General features: G+C 49.7%; 17 protein-coding genes and 3 pseudogenes. 12 read left to right on the top strand and 8 right to left on the bottom strand.

The features are described 5' to 3' along the window. Positions 1-33 precede the first annotated feature (33 nt). The 7 genes and pseudogenes from fecA to RRF55_RS24570 form a co-directional block, all read right to left on the bottom strand. Positions 34-2,358 carry a TonB-dependent Fe(3+) dicitrate receptor FecA gene (gene fecA, locus RRF55_RS24600; RefSeq protein ID WP_023287171.1) on the bottom strand — a complete coding sequence of 775 codons (2,325 nt, stop codon included), beginning with the start codon at positions 2,356-2,358 and terminating at the stop codon, positions 34-36. Positions 2,359-2,444: 86 nt separating this feature from the next. Then, a complete protein-coding gene (gene fecR / locus RRF55_RS24595) occupies positions 2,445-3,398 on the bottom strand; it encodes a ferric citrate uptake sigma factor regulator FecR (RefSeq protein ID WP_017146590.1) in 954 nt (317 codons plus the stop codon). Beyond that, complete coding sequence (fecI, locus tag RRF55_RS24590; protein ID WP_004118235.1) at positions 3,395-3,916, bottom strand: RNA polymerase sigma factor FecI; 522 nt, start codon at positions 3,914-3,916, stop codon at positions 3,395-3,397. The genes fecR and fecI overlap by 4 nt, the downstream gene beginning before the upstream one ends. A gap of 475 nt (positions 3,917-4,391) precedes the next feature. After that, positions 4,392-5,384, bottom strand: a pseudogene (gene istA, locus RRF55_RS24585) (IS21 family transposase); the annotation flags it as partial. Between the two features lie 9 nt (positions 5,385-5,393). Beyond that, positions 5,394-5,702 (bottom strand): annotated as a pseudogene (locus RRF55_RS24580) (integrase core domain-containing protein); the annotation flags it as partial. Between the two features lie 16 nt (positions 5,703-5,718). Next, positions 5,719-6,795, bottom strand: coding sequence for an IS110 family transposase (locus tag RRF55_RS24575; protein ID WP_439419184.1), 1,077 nt, complete (start codon positions 6,793-6,795; stop codon positions 5,719-5,721). Positions 6,796-7,067: 272 nt separating this feature from the next. Beyond that, positions 7,068-7,935 (bottom strand): annotated as a pseudogene (locus RRF55_RS24570) (IS3 family transposase); the annotation flags it as partial. A 181-nt stretch (positions 7,936-8,116) separates the two neighbouring features. Here RRF55_RS24570 and RRF55_RS24565 point away from each other — a divergent pair. From RRF55_RS24565 to RRF55_RS24530, 8 genes are all read left to right on the top strand, one after another. Then, positions 8,117-8,362, top strand: coding sequence for a hypothetical protein (locus RRF55_RS24565; RefSeq protein WP_223856648.1), 246 nt, complete (start codon positions 8,117-8,119; stop codon positions 8,360-8,362). Next, positions 8,349-8,591, top strand: a complete 243-nt coding sequence (locus RRF55_RS24560) for a hypothetical protein (RefSeq protein ID WP_004181763.1) — start codon at positions 8,349-8,351, stop codon at positions 8,589-8,591. Before RRF55_RS24565 ends, RRF55_RS24560 begins: the two co-directional genes overlap by 14 nt. Before the next feature lie 47 nt (positions 8,592-8,638). Then, the gene (locus RRF55_RS24555) at positions 8,639-9,103 is read left to right on the top strand and encodes a hypothetical protein (protein ID WP_023287236.1); all 465 of its coding nucleotides are present in this window, start codon (positions 8,639-8,641) and stop codon (positions 9,101-9,103) included. A gap of 9 nt (positions 9,104-9,112) precedes the next feature. Further along, a complete protein-coding gene (locus tag RRF55_RS24550; RefSeq protein ID WP_016946349.1) occupies positions 9,113-9,520 on the top strand; it encodes a hypothetical protein in 408 nt (135 codons plus the stop codon). A gap of 42 nt (positions 9,521-9,562) precedes the next feature. Beyond that, positions 9,563-10,522: a DNA replication terminus site-binding protein gene (locus tag RRF55_RS24545; RefSeq protein ID WP_014386528.1), complete on the top strand. Its 960-nt coding sequence runs from the start codon at positions 9,563-9,565 to the stop codon at positions 10,520-10,522. Beyond that, positions 10,519-11,277 carry a hypothetical protein gene (locus RRF55_RS24540; RefSeq protein WP_023287235.1) on the top strand — a complete coding sequence of 253 codons (759 nt, stop codon included), beginning with the start codon at positions 10,519-10,521 and terminating at the stop codon, positions 11,275-11,277. Before RRF55_RS24545 ends, RRF55_RS24540 begins: the two co-directional genes overlap by 4 nt. Further along, positions 11,274-11,597 carry a hypothetical protein gene (locus RRF55_RS24535; RefSeq protein WP_004186935.1) on the top strand — a complete coding sequence of 108 codons (324 nt, stop codon included), beginning with the start codon at positions 11,274-11,276 and terminating at the stop codon, positions 11,595-11,597. Before RRF55_RS24540 ends, RRF55_RS24535 begins: the two co-directional genes overlap by 4 nt. Positions 11,598-11,748: 151 nt before the next feature. Continuing rightward, the gene (locus RRF55_RS24530) at positions 11,749-12,066 is read left to right on the top strand and encodes a hypothetical protein (RefSeq protein WP_004026552.1); all 318 of its coding nucleotides are present in this window, start codon (positions 11,749-11,751) and stop codon (positions 12,064-12,066) included. Positions 12,067-12,131: 65 nt separating this feature from the next. Here RRF55_RS24530 and RRF55_RS24525 read toward each other — a convergent pair whose 3' ends face one another. Continuing rightward, positions 12,132-13,268 carry a tyrosine-type recombinase/integrase gene (locus tag RRF55_RS24525; protein ID WP_004186933.1) on the bottom strand — a complete coding sequence of 379 codons (1,137 nt, stop codon included), beginning with the start codon at positions 13,266-13,268 and terminating at the stop codon, positions 12,132-12,134. A gap of 176 nt (positions 13,269-13,444) precedes the next feature. Here RRF55_RS24525 and RRF55_RS24520 point away from each other — a divergent pair, with 176 nt between their 5' ends. The 4 genes from RRF55_RS24520 to RRF55_RS24505 all read left to right on the top strand — a co-directional run bounded on the left by RRF55_RS24520 (position 13,445) and on the right by RRF55_RS24505 (position 17,558). Continuing rightward, positions 13,445-13,699, top strand: a complete 255-nt coding sequence (locus RRF55_RS24520) for an Hha/YmoA family nucleoid-associated regulatory protein (RefSeq protein ID WP_023287185.1) — start codon at positions 13,445-13,447, stop codon at positions 13,697-13,699. An 85-nt stretch (positions 13,700-13,784) separates the two neighbouring features. Continuing rightward, positions 13,785-14,846 carry a hypothetical protein gene (locus tag RRF55_RS24515; RefSeq protein ID WP_045372259.1) on the top strand — a complete coding sequence of 354 codons (1,062 nt, stop codon included), beginning with the start codon at positions 13,785-13,787 and terminating at the stop codon, positions 14,844-14,846. A 320-nt stretch (positions 14,847-15,166) separates the two neighbouring features. Continuing rightward, positions 15,167-16,066 carry a RepB family plasmid replication initiator protein gene (locus RRF55_RS24510; RefSeq protein WP_004026560.1) on the top strand — a complete coding sequence of 300 codons (900 nt, stop codon included), beginning with the start codon at positions 15,167-15,169 and terminating at the stop codon, positions 16,064-16,066. An 835-nt stretch (positions 16,067-16,901) separates the two neighbouring features. Next, positions 16,902-17,558, top strand: coding sequence for a DUF6710 family protein (locus tag RRF55_RS24505; protein ID WP_023287188.1), 657 nt, complete (start codon positions 16,902-16,904; stop codon positions 17,556-17,558). Positions 17,559-18,382 lie beyond the last annotated feature (824 nt).

Raw genomic sequence — 18,382 nt, 5'->3', positions numbered from 1 at the left:
AGCTAAAAGCCCGGCAAGCCGGGCGTTAACACATCAGAACTTCAACGACCCCTGCATATACAGCGTGCGCGGCTGGCCTGCGTAGATGCCTTTGTTGTTGTCGTCATAAGAGCGGATGAAGTAGTCCTGGTCGAAGATGTTTTTCACACCGAACGCCAGGTTCAGATCTGCCATCTGCGGGCCAAAGTCATACGCCACGCGTGCGCCCCAGAGCATGAAGCCGGGAATGCGGCCGGTACTGCCGTCGGCGCTCTCTTTCACCGTATTGGCGTTATCCGCAAACTGGCTGGACTGGAAATCGCTGTTCAGATTGAACGTCCAGTTGCCCGGCTTGTAGTCCACGCCCAGCGTGCCTTTATGTTTCGGGGAGAATGGCACCTGATTGCCATAGGTGTCGCCTTTCTCGCGGATTTCCGCGTTCACATACGCATAGCTGGCGTAGACGGAAACGTTATCAAGCGTTGGCGTTAGCGTACCCAGGTCGTAACGTGCCTGCGTTTCCAGCCCGGTATGGCGCGTTTTGCCACGTGCAGTGACGGTGTCGTTGGTCTGGTTGGAGTCGTACTGATTGTTAAAGTTAATCAGGAACAGCCCCATTTCCGCCGTCAGCGCGCCGTCGTCGTAGCGGGTACCGAGTTCCCAGGTTCGCGCTTTTTCCGGTTCCACATTGCCGCTTTGCACAGCCTTGCCAATCTGGCTGTACTGTACGGTGCCGAACGAGCCTTCAGTGTTTGCATAAAGATTCCAGCTGTCAGTCAGGTGATAGAGCACGTTCAACGCCGGAAGCGGTGCGTTATAGCTTACCTCTTCGTGCGTGCCTTTGATGGCGTTGTTCTGGTATGACTCGATATGTTCGAAACGCATACCCGGCGTGATGGTCCAGTTGCCGATGTCGATTTTGTCATCCAGATACCAGGCGTGCGCCTCGGTGCCGGAACGCGTGTCGCGGTCGTAAGGGCTTGAGCCGGACGGCAACTGCCCGCTGCTGGTGGCGGTGTAGTAACGCATTTCATGCGTTGATTCATTCACATAGCGATAGCCCACGCCCACTTCGTGCGCGGAAGGGCCGATCATAAAGCTCTGGCTGTAGCGTGGCTCAATACCGCGCACCCAGTAGTTACGCGGCGAGAGGGTGATGCGTTTGCCTTGCTCCAGGTAGCCGCTGCGCAGGGTTTGGGTGTAGAACCCCAGAATGTTGAATTTATGCTGGCTGTCCGGCTGGAACTGGTAGCCCAGGCTCGCCAGCTTGCGACGGCCCCAGAAGCGGTCATACGGGCGGGTGGATTGCCAGCGATCGGCGTCGTAATCCGCGCGGGACAGGCCGCCGGGCATGTCGGCTTCACCATCGTAATATTGCAGCAGGCTGTTGAAGGTGTGCACCTCATTCGGCGCATATTTGCTTTTCAGCATCAGGTCGTCGATGCGGGTGGCGCTGTGCTCGCGCCAGTCACTGCCGCGCGTGCCGGAGTAGAGCAGCGCGGTGCCAAAACCGTTGTCCGCTGTGCCGCCCACCATCAGGTTGTGCGTCTCTTTCGGGTTGTTTTGTGAAGAGGTTGGGCTGAGCTGACCTTCCACCCCCGCCTCGATACCAAAGTCCTGCGGAATGGCGCGGGTAACAAAGTTCACCACGCCGCCCACGCTCTGCGGTCCGTAACGCACCGCACCACCACCGCGCACCACGTCAATGGCATCCATGTTGCCGAGCGAAACGGGAGCCAGTGAAAGCTGCGGCTGACCGTAAGGGGCAAAGGGGACGGGGATGCCGTCCATCAGGACGGTCGAGCGGCTGGCGAGGCGTGGGTTCAGGCCCCGGATGCCAAAGTTCATCGCCAGGTCGTGGCTGCCGGTGCCGTTGTTTTCCGGCGCGCTGACGCCAGGGATGCGGTTAAGCACCTCACGCATGGTGGTTGCGCCGGTTTTGGCGAAATCCTCACGGCGGATCACGTCACGCGCGCCAGCATGTTCAAATACGTCGTTTTCACGCGCATCGCCCAGCCAGTCGCCGACCACGGTCAGGGCATCTTCTTTTGGCGCGGGCGCGGGCTCCAGCGTCCAGCTGTTATTTCCCAGCGGTTTTACCTGCAGTCCGCTGCCGTCCAGCAGCTGTTGCAGGCCGCTCTCGACGTCGTAATCTCCGTGCAGGCCGTTGCTCTGCTTGCCGCGCGTCAGGCTGGCGTCAACCGAGAGGGTAATTCCGCTGTGTGCGGCATACTGATTGAGCGCTTTGTCGAGCGATCCCGGTGCGATATCAACCTGTGCAGCAAAAGCGGAAAACGAGAGACCGGCCAGCGGCAGCAGGCTCAGGCGAATGGCGTTAACCAAAGGAGTTGTTTTACGAAAAACGCGTAACGGCGTCATACCTTCTCCATCATCATTTTTGTTGTGTTCAGCTATGAGTCGAACGAGAAGGGTAAAAAGGACAATCGAAATGAGAAATATTTTTCTTACAGCGGTGAAATGTTTATCCAGTACCGCGTAATAGACTGAATTTTAACGGGAAGCGTTTGAGCGATAACGTTCAGGATCGCATCGGTATTTTTCAGCGGGAACGTCCCGCTCAGGCGCAGCCCGGCAACGGCGGGATCGCAGCGCAGAACGCCGTTGCGGTAACGGCTTAGCGTGGCTATCACCTCACCCAGCGGTTTATCGCTGAAGCTCAGGATGCCCTTCGTCCAGCTTGTACTCTCGTCATCCAGCGGTTTCACTGCGCCAAACTCAGAGGCGCTGAACTGCAGGCTTTCACCAGCGTTCACGATGCGTTTTTGCGCGGGGGCACTGGCGAGAAGCACTTCCACGGCGTGCTGCTGCACGTCAAGCTGCGTGAAATTATCCTGCTGGCGGACGGTAAATTCTGTCCCTAAAGCGGTGAGTTGGCCCTGACGGGTCAGGACGCGGAAGGGGCGTTGCTGCGCATCTTTCGCGGTAGTAATGGCGATTTCACCGTACCAGAGCCGGACGGTGCGCTGATGCGCATCATAACGCACATCCGCCGCGCTTTGGGTATTCAGCGTGAGCAGGGAGCCATCTTCCAGTTGCTGACGGCTGACTGCGCCTTTGGCGGTGCGGTAATCTGCCCGCAGACCTTCGCCGGTTTCCGACTGCCAGAGTTGCCAGCCTCCGCCAGCGCCGAGCAACAGCAGTAATCCTTTCATCACGTGACGGCGGGTGAGGCGGGTATCGTGCAGCGCCCGGCTGGCAACGTCGCCAGGCACACCGCCAAGCTGGTTGCGCAGGTTTTCAACCTGCTGCCAGGCCCACTGGTTATCCTGATCCTGTTCATACCACTGTTGCCAGCGCGCTTCCTGTTGTGGGCTGACGCGCTCGCCGCTTAGCACGGCATACCAGTGGGAAGCTGAACGCAGCGCCTGACGGCGGGAATCGGTTAACGAAGGATTCATAACCCATGCTCCAGACGAAACAGCAGGCAGTGCTCGACGGCTTTCGCCACGTATTTTTTCACGGAGCTGACGGAAACACCGAGTTTGTGCGCAATCTCGCTGTATGTCAGGCCATCCAGTTGCGAAAGCAGAAACGCTTCACGTGTTTTTCCGTTTAGCCCGTCCAGCATGCTGTCGACGAGTTGTAGGGTCTCGAGCTGGCTTTCGCGTTCCTCAGGTGAAGGCGCTACCCCCTCCGGCATAAGCGCCAGCATCTCCAGATACGCTTTTTCCAGCGCGTTTCGGCGAAACAGGTCCACCATCACGCGTTTGGCGATAGTGCACAGGAAAGAGCGAGGATCGCGGATCGTCGAGAGCGTTTCGCTGCTCATTACCCGCAAAAAAGTGTCCTGGGCAATGTCATCTGCATCAAAGGCAGACTGGAGTTTGCGCGTCAGCCAACTTTTCAACCAGCCGTGATGGGTGCCATAAAGCGACTCGAACGTTAAGGAAGCTGTGGTAGTGGCACGGTCAGACATGCGGAGTGCATCAAAAGTTAATTATCACGTAGCCATATTAATATGAGAATGGTTATCATTACAATTGGAAATAAAATTGTTTCCAATAAACATTTTTAACATGTTGTTTTTCTAAGTGTTATAAGGTAGGTATAAAATGGGATGGATCCTCTGCTTCTGGCATCTGTCGGTCAGAATGACATCATGATGTGGTCTGCTATTATTGACATCCTCCCCGCCCTTTAGGGCGGGGAGGATGTCAACTATGAGTGTTGCCTGAAATGTCGCCAGCCCCCGGTACAGCAGAAGTATCTCGGGCTTTCTGCGTTTGCTCCTGGTGGGTATGGCCCCCGCAAGCGGGGGTTATTGCTAACTGTCGTTTCAACAAAAAGTAACTTTTTTCACTTTGCCCCTCAGTACAAATTAGGGGCTTGCCGCGGATGTACCATGCCTGAATATCTTCGAGTGATGATTTGGTGCGGCTTTGTTGAATAAATCAGATTTCGGGTTCCACCTGACTGACCTGCTGCCAGAGCGGGGCGTGATGCTCCGGCACGGTCTGCCAGCCGGATGCAGCCGAACAGAGACGGTGCGATGCCATCTGCTGCTCATTACTGTAGATCCGCAGTTCATCATCCAGCGAAATCCGTATTGATACCGGCTGGCCACACAGGCTTTCCGGCACGCTGTAACGGTTTCCGCCAACCTCGATATAGCCATCCCAGGAGACATGACGGATATCGAAGTAGCTGGTATCGAAGTCCGTATCCGGCAACGGCTGCAGATGCTCCTGTTCCTGCGTGAAGCGCTGTTCCGGTGTCTGCCTGAACTGGCGAAGTTCCCGCCTGTCGGCAACGTCAGCCATCCACTGCTCCAGTAGCTGATTAACCTGGGCGAAGCTGTCGAACCGGCGGTACCGGACGAAGAAGTTCTCCTTGAGGTATTTCACCATCCGCTCCACCTTACCTTTGGTTCTGGCCCTTCGTGGACGGCATGCCCGTGGCAGGAAGCCATAGTGATCGGCCAGCAGCAGGAACCCGGAGTTGAACACCATCTTCCCGTTGTTATTTTTCAGCACTGCGGCTTTCTGATTATCGACCAGCACGGTTTTCACGCTGCCGCCGAAGTAGCGGAAGGCGCGGACCAGTGACTCATAGGTATGTTCAGCATCCTGCTTTGGTGCCGCGAAGACATGGAAGCGACGTGAGAACCCCAGCGTGTTAACCGCGAAGTTAACCCTGCATCGTTGCCCGGCAACCTCAGCCTCAACTTCTCCCCAGTCATGCTGGAGCTGGTAACCGGGCTGAGTTTCGAAGCGAACCGTTTTCTTCGATGGCCGCATCTTACGTTTTGGCTGGATGTAGTAACGCAACATGGAGCGTCCGCCGGTATAACCCATCGCTTTGATTTCCGCGAGGATGACCTCGCCGTTCCAGACATTCTCAGCCAGACGCATGTCGATATAGTCCATGAACGGCCTGAGTTTGGCCTGAAGTGGTCAACAAAAACTGGCCACCGCGTTAGAGTTTTTCCAGTATCGGTTTTCTGATTCGTTTGGCGGTAACCCACCATTATATTCGTGCGGTCTTAGTGCGCTGTAATATCCAACTATATAGTCCGTTATTGCGTGAGCTGCATCGCTGAAGCTTACATAGCCCGTCGCCGGCACCCATTCGTTCTTCAGACTCCTGAAGAAGCGCTCCATTGGGCTGTTATCCCAGCAGTTTCCACGCCGACTCATACTCTGCCTGATCCGGTATCGCCACAGTAACTGCCGGAACTGCCTGCTCGTATAATGGCTGCCTTGGACGCCCTTCTAAGAGTCAAGCTGTTATCGGGATACTGTTGATCCGCCTGTTTTGATTGCGCAGTAACGTGTAAACTTCGCGGGAGATATATCGCTTTAGACAGCGTATCGCTTCCATTTTTGTATGTCCTTCGGCTACACGCCTGGCGACATATTCCTTTGTTTTTGCGTCAGTTCGTAAGCGTCCGATGGCGATGATGTGAAGTGCACTATTTGCAGCACGATCTCCACCACGATTAAGTCGGTAACGGTTCGTTTTTCCAGAAGAAACGGGGACCGGGCTGACACCACACAGTGCCGCAAATCCTGATTCTGATCTTAACCGTTGAGGATTGTCTCCGGCAGTGATCAGCAACTGTGAAGCGCTTTCGTATCCGATAGCATTACGTTTAATCAGCTCAGGTGCCAACTCGTCGACAATTGCCGCAATCATGACATCCAGATCAGCGATTTCGTCATGTAACTCGAGATAGCGTCGGGCAAGGGACTTTAATGAAATGCGATAAACGTTGGTTACATTGCGGTATTTACTGGCATCAGGTCTCCAGGAACCCAGGGTCCTGATGAGCTGCATGCGCGTCATATTTCTGAGCTGTTCACGTAATTCATCCGGGGCAGAGATAATATTTGAATGGATAATCTGGAGAGCGACTCTGCGGGCTGATATTGCTGTTTTTCGGCAAGTTTTTAATACCCGCAGGGACTCAATCATGCCATCACGCGTTTTGGGAGTAACTGTCCTGATGCCTGAGAATGCTGCATGAGCGGCACATTCAGCATCAATTGTGTCTCTTTTACCCCGTTTGCGTCGCTCCATCCGGTCTGGAGCAGTCACCTCAAGAACTTCTAACCCGGCGTTCTGAAAATAACGAAGCAAACCGGAACCATAGGTACCTGTGCACTCAACACCAATTCGCTTTAATGTCCCAAACGAGGTCATCCATGCCAGCATCTGCCGGTAACCTTGTCGTGTTGTGGAGAAATACTGAGTCCCAAGGACTTTATTGTTCTGATCTACGACAGCGGCAACGTGCAAATCTTTATGTGTATCCATGCCACCCACAACGGCAGCTTCGGTAACTTTATCAACCATGACAGAGCTCCTGTGAGGAAACAGAGTTGAATCTCCAGACAGATAACCCGGACAGGACAGTAACGAGACAAGCCGTCAGGCCCTTCTTGAGTCACGCGCATCGGTGAGGAGATGCCTCGCATGAAGGCGCTTCCGGCAACCGACGGGTCCAGGGCAGGACACAAAAGGTCGATCGCTGTGTGAGTCAGGATGCGGGAAGGTCTTCACTGCATCAGTAATCACACCAATCTGGTTAAACGGCAAACTAAGTGGTGGTAAAGACTGATATCGGCATTATTACTGTCACTATGGAACATCACTCCGGCTGGTTTACCGCGAGCTTCCCACGCCATTTCCAGCGCTTTGATGGTCAGCTTGCTGTCCGGCGAGAATGACATTGCCCAGCCCACCGGTTTCCTTGCGAACATATCGAGAACAACGGCGAGGTACGCCCAGCGTTTACCTGTCCAGATATACGTCACATCGCCGCACCACACTTGGTAGGTTCTGTCACTGCGAACTGTCGCTCAAGGTGATTCGGGATAACGATGTGTTCATGACCACCACGTTTATACCGGTGGGTAGGCTGCTGACAACTCACCAGCCCCAGTTCTTTCATAAGCCTGCCAGCAAGCCAGCGTCCCATTTTGAAGTCTCTCAGGGTTGCCATGATGGCGATACTTCTTGCGCCAGCAGAGCCGTGGCTGATGCCATGCAGTTCAAGTACCTGACTGCGTAATACAGCCCGTCTGCCGTCTGGCTTTTCAGGACGGTTTTTCCAGTATTTGTAGCTGCTGCGATGAACCCCGAACACATGGCAGAGAGTGGCCACAGGATAACGCGCCCTGAGTTTCCCGATTATCGAGAACTGTTCAGGGAGTCTGACATCAAGAGCGCGGTAGCCTTTTTTAATATGTCGTTTTCCATTTCAATGCGTTGTAGCTTTTTCTTCAGCTCACGTATTTCAATCTGTTCCGGGGTAATAGGGGAGGCTTTTGGTGTTTTTCCCTGCCGCTCATCACGTAATTGTTTCACCCATCGCGTCATTGTGGAAAGGCCGACATCCATAGCGCTGGCTGTATCTGCCTCGGTGTAGTTCTGGTCAACGACCAGTTGAGCGGATTCGCGTTTAAACTCTGCGCTGAAATTTCTTTTTTTCATTATGACACCTGTGTTGTTCTGAGGTGAGCATATCACCTCTGTTCAGGTGGCCAAATTCAGTAAACCACTTCAGTATAACGTCAAGTCGAGTGTTAAACGAATTGTAGCTTCTGTTAAGGAGGGTAAAAGAGTTGCTTTCATTGCTCACCAAAATTTAGAGTTGAGGGATGTCGTGGTATCAATGTTCAGCTCAATGCTTCCAGAACAGTCGCGCGTAATACATGGCCCATTTGGTTTTGGCATGGATACTGAGATTGAATTTATTAAGAAGCGAAACAGTGCTGACGAAGGTTATCTCGTTATTTTTCTTAATCAGCAAGACTCTTACTCATGGTTAAAACTTATCGCGGGTGATTCACCTGAAAAAGCAATTGCGTACAACTTTGACTTCATCCCTGATCTGGAGAGTGAACATGAAACTAAATGAGACGTCTGGCGTATGCGAAGATGTGCATCTAAATACATTTGTCATCGACCCGGCAACAGCCCGACGTTTTGAGTGCGTTAAAGAGATGGTTCGTAAGCAGGGGTTCAATAACATCACGGAGCCGGAAATCATTGATGCCATATTGTCTGAAATAACAGCTGCAGATGCAGCCGGAATTTTTATTGAGTACAAGTTAAAAGCCACCAAACCTTTGCTTTCTACAGATTAGGGCTTTACAGAGCTTTTTTTTATGTTTTCATATTCATAAATTAGAAAATGAGAACCAGTAAATTGAATATGATTTTAAAAGAAGAAATTGTTTTGGGTATCTACAGCTGGCTTCATATGACTCCGGTCAGCATGCTGGTAAGAAACATAACCAGCGATCAGGGAGGGGATTACGCGATCGTCCGCTTTACCGTCGATAGCCGGGGGGTCCAGATGGGGCCTAAGGCACAGGGCCAGCTTCTTTGTTCATTCGGGTTTAATGTAAAGGAATCCTGTGAGGCCGACCCAAAAGACGGTCCAGGCCTCATAAAGGCCGAAATGATGAACGGTGTTATGCAGCTGGTACCGGAATGCATTGAGCTCACAGACAGCCAAACCCAGGCAATCAGGAAAGAAGTAACTTTGTTTAACAGGGTTTGTGCTATGCAACTCCTGGGGGGGCATGGGAATGCAAGGTCTCTGTGGGAGAAAGAAATTCTTCCCCGGATGAAAGTGCGCAGACAACTACATTGAGGCAAGGCGATGAGCAAAGTGCATTGTATTAGTGGTATTACCTGGAAAAACTCCGATAGCGCGTCTTTCAAAGTATATGCCTGCATTGCTGCTGTATTCAGCCTTGGCCTGGTCACAGCTACCGTCAGGAACTATGAAATTCTACAACTGACTGTTCCGTATACCTGGTATGTTTTCTTCACTGCATTCTGGCTTCTGTTCCCGTCCTTTACGGTCTCTTTCCGGGAGCGGGAAGGGCGTCTGTTTACCTCGATGGGTTTTTACGGGTTAAAACTGGTCACTCTCGACCGCCCTGTCTCCGATGGGTACTGGCTGGTCACGATGGAGAAAAACCGTTATCGCCTCGTCAGAGTATGCCGGGACGGGCGACGCCAGCCTGTATGGCTGACGTTTAAGTCTTTACCAGAGTTTGTTTAACGATTACCGTCGCACGTTCAGGAATACGATACGGGAGACGATATGAATACTGACTTTGCCCATTACAACGAAGAGCAACTACGCAAACTCGGTGAGCTGCACAGTTTACTCCGTCACAGCGATATCGGCTCATCTTACCTTGCATCGCTCCCGGAGCCCCGTAGTGTTGAGGAGTTGAATCCGCCACAGGAAATCAATGTGACTCATTCGGTACCCGACGTCGACACCCTGGTGGATATTTACCGGCAGCAGCGGGTTGATAAAGTCCATGTCAGGGATGAGCATTATTCAACCAAAATCACCCGAAAATACCCCGGGTTCGTTGTGGTCAGAAACAATCATGATCAGGTGATGTCGCTGGTGGGTGAAATCAACCGGCTTCGTGACAAATTTGCTGATGCTGTAAAAGCTATCACTCATTACCAGGACTCCCGGTCAGAAATTCTGCACCAGGTTTACCCGTGGCTGGTGACTTTACAGGTGTCCCGTAATATCCGGATCGTTACTGAGCAAATTCGCTCCCTGGGGTTCACCTGGCAAATCCCTGTCATTCATAAATTTACCCGGCTGGAAACGGTTATCGACCGCTTACGCAGGGAGATAACTGAGCTCCAGCCGGATATCAGTCTGACAAAACAGGATGTTGAACGGCTGAAACAGGAACGAACCGAAGAAATCATGATGCTGTCGTTGCTCAATGATGAAGTGAGTCATGACGATGAAAATTTGAGAAAATTTCGGCTTATCCGGGAAAGTAACTTTCCGGCTGTTAACGTCAATATCCGGTACACCAGTCCTGAAGATCCAGATGATGTTCATGGGCCGTACAAACTCAACTTTCGCGCGCCTTTACCATTAATTTTGTTCAGCGAACCGGGCCGGTTTAATCCGTTAAAAAATTACGTAAAAGGTGAAAGGCAGAAGCGCGGCGATTTTAATGAAAAATATCGTTCTGTCCTGCCCCGTATAGGGCTGGTGGAAGTCATCAGGGAGTCAAAATGAGCCGGATTTTAACCGGGATTTGTGAAGCTGATCCGGCCAGGAGGTTATACAAAGTGGCCGTCAGTAGGGGAAACACTTTTCTGTCTGCAAAAGAACGTTTTCGTGTACAGGTCTGTTTCAAAAATGCCATAACACATCCAGATGAAGATCGGCTGCTGGCCGAGCTGTTGACTGTTCATCACTTCCTGGCTGACACCTCTATTTTATGGCATATGGAGCAAAAAACTTATGCATGCACCACGACATGGGCCACCACGTCCACATGGCTGCCAGAGATATATCAGCGTCAGGCCAGCACGCCCAATGTGGTAAAGATTATCAAATTTATGCACGCCCGGTTTCCAGGCCTTAAAACGGTTGCAGAAACAAATGAGCAGGGTTACGAACAGGCGCTTACCAGTGTGGATTTTGAAATTCCTTACTGGCCGGTGCTGCCGAAATTCGAATCTGATATAGGAACGATACAGGTAACGATTGCCGGGATGATCCGTTACGCAGAAACGATGAGCAATAAAGATTGTAAAACCCCTCTCGACTTAATGATAAAAAGTTTTAAGTCAGGGTTGATCCCGATAGAGAAAATGCCGTTGAGTAAGACTGAAAGGCTTATGCCTCTGAATATCAACACCGCTGGTAAGATATTTACACACGCGACATGGCCGAGATGTCGTTACATTTTCGTACCGGATGAGGCGGGAGTAATGAAACTGGTTAACGTGGTCAAATTAAGATTAAAGCCTCTGGAGGAAAAATGACTTACGCTATTTTCTTGTTAGTAACTGCTGTTTGTGCATTCGGATTAAATTATCTGACAAACAAAATCTGTTCCGGTACGGGTATGATTAACCAGAGTGGAGGCTCTAATGTACACGCCTTACGGTGTATCACATCGTTCCTCCTTCTCCTTGTCTCACTCTGGCTTCCTGTCAAACCTGCCGTGATCAATCTGGCAGTAGAGTTTGCTGCACTGGTGAATTTCATTGCATCTGTCACTCTCTATACCGTTGCAAATTTCCGGGCAAAACGGAGATTAAAAAAACAAAGAAAAGAAGAAAAAGCTGCTCAAAAAGGATAATCCATGATATCGCCTCTCATTTTCATTCGTGAGACGCACCAGAACTGATTCAGGCACAGGGTAACATATTTTCAGGTTTCCTGGCTGCCTTCACAATTATTCCGAAGCAGGGAGCAATGTCAGCCGTTTTTAAATATCATCCGGAGTTTTCATGAATAATAAAAGAACGATTACCACTCGAGAGCAGATTAAAATTAATGGGGAAATTCGTGAGAGAACAGCAACCCATATTGTTACCGGTGCTCATGGGTACGAAACCCTTTGCATAAGTGGTTATATTGTCGAACATAACGAGATGGGTGAGGTTATCCATAACAGCGAAAAGTTAGCGGAAGATTTGTTACCTGTTACCTGCCCCACATGCAGGGTCATTTGGTATCACACCCATGAATTTACACTCGATGATTTTGACAGTCTTTCAGGAAAAGGGGATTTTGTTGTGACAGATTTGAAAGAACTGAATATCTGAAAAGTTCATAAGTGACCAGCGCTCAGAAACATGTTGCTGAGTGCTGGCGTTTCTCTCAGTAAAATCTATATGTCGTCCAGATGATTACGCATAAAGCTTACCATGGCTTTTTCACTGGCAAGATATCCACGGATATAACGGAAGACCATCTTTGGATCAGACCAGTTCCCCATCTCGGTAATCTTTTCCAGGGAGTACCCGGCCTTAAACAGCTCTATGGCTCCCCCCACACGCACACTGTGTCCTGTCCATGTCCGGTACCGCCCGGACTGTCGGTTACTGTCGCTGACCTTCCCGGCAATCCCCCAGAGGCGTGCAAATGCCTGGTTCAGTGAATTAGAGGACAGCATTCCAACATCTTCCCGTGATACCTTTGATTCATTCTGTAACTGCGTCAGTAACCCCTCACTGAATCCTGCTTTGACCAGCATCCTGTCTATGGATTTACCCCGGGATAGCTTACTGCTGGTGGACGGGAAATATCGGTTCGTATGGATGTTTACAGGCTGAAAAAGAAAACGGTGCCCGAAGGTTTCGGTATCGGTGTATTCCACCGTCTCAATCAACCGTCTGACATGCTGACTGCATTGTGGTGAGAGCTGAAATGTCAGGTTACTTGAAAGGCTTGTCTTGGTCCGCATGACATCCAGAAGGTAACAGGACGTGTCATTTTGCCATTTCAGGTCGCCGGTTTTAATCCTTCGAATTTCCACGTTACGCAGCAGGGTTTCAAACCCAACCCATATCATTGCAAGGTCCCGTATGTCTCTCAGGTCGTCGCTTTTATGCAGCGACCGGCGAAGAATATTGAGATCGGATATAAGAAATGGAAGGGCCTGACCGGTGACGATTTTTTTCTCATTCTCCCGCGCCCGCCATACCTGAACCAGTGCTTTTATCAGAACGTTGCGGAAGTCTGGAAAACCCAGGCTGCTGTTAACGCTTGAAAGGCATGCAATAAAATGAGAGATAGTCGCCATTTTAACGGATCCATTCAGCCCATTAATATAGCGCTCGACATCAACCGCTGTGACCGGGAAGGGGGTCAGACCGTGCCTGGCGCACCATGCAGACCAGACACTCGTGACCCTTAACTGACTTCTGGCCGTATTGTACCGGCGAAACCGCAACAGCTTGAGTGCATCCAGAGCACTTATGTCATCGGTTCGTGAGATAGCAACCAGTTTGGTTTTATCTGTCATGGGAAGATCTCATGTCTTTTCACTGATACTGTTTTTATAACCAGTATAGTAACATTGTTTTTTTTCAAATCCAGGCAGAACGTGAATTAATCAAATGGCTTCTCTTGCCTGTGCGTGGAACTTCGTTTACTGTTTTCGAAAATAGCCAGTGTTTTTGAACATGCCCCGGAGCGTCGTTGTTGAAAAGCCCAAATGCGCACAGTAGCCTGAGAGAAACCTATCTCCTGAAGTTCAGAAAGTGCAGTACGACTGAAACCCTTGACCGAGTGTTTGAGCGTATCCTGGATAAATTAAATGATGAAGGTGGGGATATGAATAAGATAACCAGCCTGAACGGAGCTTATGATCACCGCAGGGCTGAGATCTACATGAAAAAAAACTATGACAAAATACCTGCTTCCGTGTGGCATCTCATCCCCGATGAGATATGAATAATGTAATTAGACGCTGTTATTCCAGGTTTGATAAAAACGGATGATGTAGAATTCCTTTACTCATTTTTAACGAGGAATATACATGCGACGTAATGCACAAAAATGGATCCCGTTTGGATTTGATACGGATTCAAATAAAATTGTTGATATCGCCAGCGTTGAAAATGGGCTTTCGTGTAACTGTATCTGCCTCATCTGTGGGACCTCCCTGATTGCCAAACAGGGTCAAAATAAAAAATGGCATTTTAGCCACAGCACAGAAGTAAAAGGGGTTTGTAGTGAGCTCACACTACAACATATAAAAAAATACATAAAGGTGAAAATACAGGAAAAAAAATACCTTGCTCTCCCTCATCTTCTGCAGGGTAAGGAGAAAGGGATAGTTAACCTCAAAAATCTCGCTGGTGGTGGGATTGTTTGTGGCCTTAATGCTGACCTCACAGGGATATGTAACGATACGACAATCGGGATATTTATTAATGATACGTCGGAGGATATCCAGCCAAATCCAGACCTGTTAGCGCAAACAGACCAGCTGGCGCTGGTGGAGATCGATGCCGTTCGGATTGAAAGTATCATCGCTCCATATCGTGAGAATGGGGAAGGCATAAAGATGATGGATGCGATAGAAAAGTTACTTTTCACCTCAGATGAAGCCAAGCGGTGGATCTACCATCCCTTAATGCAGACAGCACCACCACATACTTTACATCAGTACAAACGCCACCTGAATGCCAGCGGCAACCAGCTGCTTTCTATGATTCCGGTAGATCTACCCATGAATATGAATTCGTTGCCTCTGGCACCTGCACAGCAATGGCAACATTTACGATGGACAATAGAAATACTCGCTAAACTTACCCGGCCGGATATACCTTCAGGGAGTACCGTTTTTGATGAACTGGTATCCTATGCACCGAGGATGCTGGATTCCTGGGAATCTATAAACGTACCCGCGTATGAACGTTGGTACGATTATCACATCAGTAAAAGGGGAGAGGGAGGACTGAATGAGGCGGAGCAGGAATACATTAGCTTCATAGTTAAAATCGCGAACTGGAACGTGTCTATACATAACTTACCAGAGTTTGATCGCGAGAGAGCTTTCCATGATTGGTTTCTCACTCATGATCCCAATAAGTGATCTTCTCAATCTGCGTCCGGTATCTTTTCCTAAGCCGAGGATGTAGATAGTAAAGCAGTTTCTCCGCAGTAGGTTTTCCACAGGATAGATCCAATAACTGATCCATAAAGGATCCAGAGAGTACCAAAAAGATCCCGGATCGCTGGAGGCCCTGTGCCGCTTGGCTTGGAAGGTGATCGGTGTCTATTGTATGCTACGAAATGTCTACTGTAATCTACAAACAGTCTACTGAATGCTATATATTGTCTATTGTGCGCTATAAAAGTGTCTACTGTATGCTATATTTTTGATGGTTATTCAAAACTTAGGGGTTAAGGGAAATGTCTAACAAAATCAATGAGTCATACCTAAATGTAGAAGAAATAAATCAGACTACTGGTGAAGTTATCACACTTTCTTCCACATCGGAGACCAGTGTACAGACAGTTCCTCTGATGCGTTTGGGGGTCTTTGTTCCAACATTAAAGTCGACGAATAAAGCGATCGCTAAGAAAAGCAATGTCGGATCAAACATCAACGCGTCAGACGATCTTAGGCATCTGGAGCTAGCCAAATCCGAAGGGTTTGAAAGGATTACCATTTCAGGTCCAAGGCTAGACATGGATACGGATTTCAAGGTTTGGACAGGAATCATATCGGTACTGACCGATAATGAACTCGAGTCTAACGAGGATGGGACTATCTCGATCCGATTTACTGAGTTTGCTATGCGATGTGGTTTTTCTCGTGGACGTCTGAAGGCTGAATTTCGGGAAAAAATCAAAGATTCGCTCAGGAAACTGATGTCTAATGTTGTTGAATTCTCCAAGGACAGAGGCACAAACATTGAAGTCACTAAATTTGTTCAGCTCATTGGTGAGTCAACCGTGGACATTGGTAATGACAAAGTTATCCTCACTCCGTCGAAAACGCTTAAGGATCTGTATGTTGGTGAATACAAGATCCTGCTTAAGCTGAGAGCCCTTAAAGCCCTTGCAAGGAAAGAGTCAGCCCAGGCCCTTTATACGTTCATTGAGGCTCTGCCACCTAATCCGATCCCTGTCAGCATTGAGAGGTTCAGGAAGCGTTTGTCCCTCACTTCCAGACCCGCTCTTCAGAATTCAACGGTAAGAAAAGCACTTAAGCAACTGGAGGACATTGGATACCTTGAATACCAGGAGCTTAAGGAAGGCAACAAGATAGCGTTTCAAATCATCAAGAGAAATCCCTCCCTGAAGTAGAAAGTCCTCCGACAATCGCTCTGAGGGGGCTTACGGGCCCTCTTCAGTCGAACCCGGGGATTGTTCTCTACAAAGTGCTATCGGATTGTACGTTAAACACACCAAAAGTAACGCTGACATGTCGTAACACCTTCCAACTTCAGTGAAAGTTTTTGAAAACGTAGTGGCTCAGCTGAAACTGCCGGTGAATTTCACATCAGGTTCCTAAGAAGGAAAGTAACTTTTCTTTTTTGCCATGATGCATGAGCTTGTCTTCTGTTGCCTGTTTTGTAAATTCGTCTGGTAGAAAGTCTACTGTACGCGACATGCGAACCGCGATTAGCCCTACGGAATACAAATGTCTACTGTATGCGATATTTGAATGCTGTTGGTAAAAGCAGGTGGCCGTTAAAGACAGATGTCTATTGTACGCTACAAGTATCTCAATCTGGGGTGTGCTGCCGGGTGACGATCTACTGTATGCGGCACCCGGTTGAATGTTCGATCAGGTCCGCATTTATCGGTGGTGTATTGTATATGTCTACTGTATGCGGCCATTCACGCTATAGGGTATGAGCTGGTGGATAATGGCCTATCGTATTTCAATACTGCCATGGCTACAGAACAGGGGCGTTTTAATGATTGCGATCGCATATTGTCTACAGTATGCGACATGCGTCACAACCGGACACCGGTATACGTTTGCTGTTCTACAAGGACGATGAGAGGAGTTCTGACGTAGACCCGGATTATAGCGGCATGCATAACTACACCACGTATGAAGTACATGTGCGCTATGTAGAACTACCGCAGCATGAGCATGAAAATCATCATCACGATAAGGAGGGCACGGCAAGTGATGTTCTGGAACCAAAAAAAGAAAGAGAAAGCAGCAACCGGCAATGAAAAAAAGCGCTTCGATCACCTGCTTTCGGTGGCCGAGAAATTACCTGTCATGACGCTGCCTGATCTCATTCGCGCTATCGTGCGACCAGTACAGAGTGATTTCTTGCTGGCGGTAGCCGAGGAAGGAACAGATGCCCGACCAAATATGACCCCTGAAAAGTTCTTCTTTGAAGGGCTTATCCATGTGAAATCGTATGAAAAGATGAAAGAACATGAGATGGACGGCGCTGATTACCCGTTGTCACTGGCAAGTGATATGGTGCTGCCGTGGCCTTGGAGCCTACAACGCTTTATCAATAACGTTTCACGTATTGGAAGCTATAAGGGGAAGCCGTGGAAGCAGGATAATAGCAATCATTATGTTGAGCTATGGTTGCCCTGGCGTATTGGCTTTGTGGGTGGCGGAAATCATTCAATAACGGCTGGCATTCTGGCCGGAGAAGGGACGCTAATCCCTGAGCACGTTTACGATATGTCCTGGCTGTTTGAGCTGGTCCGAACGGACGGTAATCACTGGTTTGTTGACGATCATAAAGTCGAAGCGGTTAAGTCGGGGCGTTCAGCTGCGGTGTTTGAGATAGGGCGGCTATTAGTGGAAGGAGCTTAAGAATTTTGCTCGAACTGCTTGCTGAAGACGTTTACGTCACGATGATCCCTGTTAAGCCTGTGGCTAAGAATCTATGTCTACTGTATGCGACAATCACCGCATATCGGTTATGCCCAAATAGGGGAAGGTCTATTGTATGCGATACCGGGCTATGGTTGATCAGTGCTGGAGGCTACCTATTCGTGTCTACTGTATGCGACGGCCAACTCAAGTGGATATGCGCTAGTGGGAGAACGGTCTACTGTATTCGACGTGCCGTTAAATGGCCGTTCCTCGCCGGTTATGCAGGTTATGAACAACTGGTGTCTACTGTATACGCCAAGCCACGCACCGGTAGGTGCTGACAGGCAATGGTCTACTGTATTCGACGCCCGGTTAAATGGCCGAGAATCACTGGTTCTGCCAGGTATGAACAACGGGTGTCTACTGGATGCGACAAGCGAGACACCGGACCGATGTTGAAGGCAATGGTCTACTGTATGCGACGTGCGCTGAAATAGCCGATCCTTGCCGGTTATGCAGGTTACGAACAACTCTGGTGTCTACTGCATACGCCAACCCACGCACCGGTACGTGCTGACAGGCAATAGTCTATTGTATTCGATGCCCGGTTAAATGGCCGGGCATCGCCGGTTCTGCCGGGCAGGAACAACGGGTGTCTACTGTAGGCGACAACCCACGTACCGGATAGGTTCTGAAAGGTAATGGTCTACTGTATGCGACGTGCGGTTGAATGGCCAGGCATAGCCGGTTATGCCTGGCAGGAACTACGGGTGTCTACTGGATGCGACAACCCACACACCGGGTAGGTGCTGAAGGCAATG

The sequence above is a fragment of the Klebsiella sp. K47 genome (assembly GCF_051858335.1).
GTDB classification, from domain to species: domain Bacteria; phylum Pseudomonadota; class Gammaproteobacteria; order Enterobacterales; family Enterobacteriaceae; genus Klebsiella; species Klebsiella pneumoniae.
This window is presented reverse-complemented; position numbering and strand designations above follow the sequence as displayed.

Coding starts and splice junctions, on each gene's coding strand:
- RRF55_RS24545 (WP_014386528.1), top strand. CDS start 9,563: ATGAATACTGACTTTGCCCATTACAACGAAGAGCAACTACGCAAACTC.
- RRF55_RS24525 (WP_004186933.1), bottom strand. CDS start 13,268: ATGACAGATAAAACCAAACTGGTTGCTATCTCACGAACCGATGACATA.
- RRF55_RS24550 (WP_016946349.1), top strand. CDS start 9,113: ATGAGCAAAGTGCATTGTATTAGTGGTATTACCTGGAAAAACTCCGAT.
- RRF55_RS24535 (WP_004186935.1), top strand. CDS start 11,274: ATGACTTACGCTATTTTCTTGTTAGTAACTGCTGTTTGTGCATTCGGA.
- RRF55_RS24510 (WP_004026560.1), top strand. CDS start 15,167: ATGTCTAACAAAATCAATGAGTCATACCTAAATGTAGAAGAAATAAAT.
- RRF55_RS24575 (WP_439419184.1), bottom strand. CDS start 6,795: ATGGTTGATAAAGTTACCGAAGCTGCCGTTGTGGGTGGCATGGATACA.
- fecA (WP_023287171.1), bottom strand. CDS start 2,358: ATGACGCCGTTACGCGTTTTTCGTAAAACAACTCCTTTGGTTAACGCC.
- RRF55_RS24560 (WP_004181763.1), top strand. CDS start 8,349: ATGAAACTAAATGAGACGTCTGGCGTATGCGAAGATGTGCATCTAAAT.
- fecI (WP_004118235.1), bottom strand. CDS start 3,916: ATGTCTGACCGTGCCACTACCACAGCTTCCTTAACGTTCGAGTCGCTT.
- RRF55_RS24555 (WP_023287236.1), top strand. CDS start 8,639: ATGAGAACCAGTAAATTGAATATGATTTTAAAAGAAGAAATTGTTTTG.
- RRF55_RS24565 (WP_223856648.1), top strand. CDS start 8,117: ATGTTCAGCTCAATGCTTCCAGAACAGTCGCGCGTAATACATGGCCCA.
- fecR (WP_017146590.1), bottom strand. CDS start 3,398: ATGAATCCTTCGTTAACCGATTCCCGCCGTCAGGCGCTGCGTTCAGCT.
- RRF55_RS24530 (WP_004026552.1), top strand. CDS start 11,749: ATGAATAATAAAAGAACGATTACCACTCGAGAGCAGATTAAAATTAAT.
- RRF55_RS24540 (WP_023287235.1), top strand. CDS start 10,519: ATGAGCCGGATTTTAACCGGGATTTGTGAAGCTGATCCGGCCAGGAGG.
- RRF55_RS24515 (WP_045372259.1), top strand. CDS start 13,785: ATGCGACGTAATGCACAAAAATGGATCCCGTTTGGATTTGATACGGAT.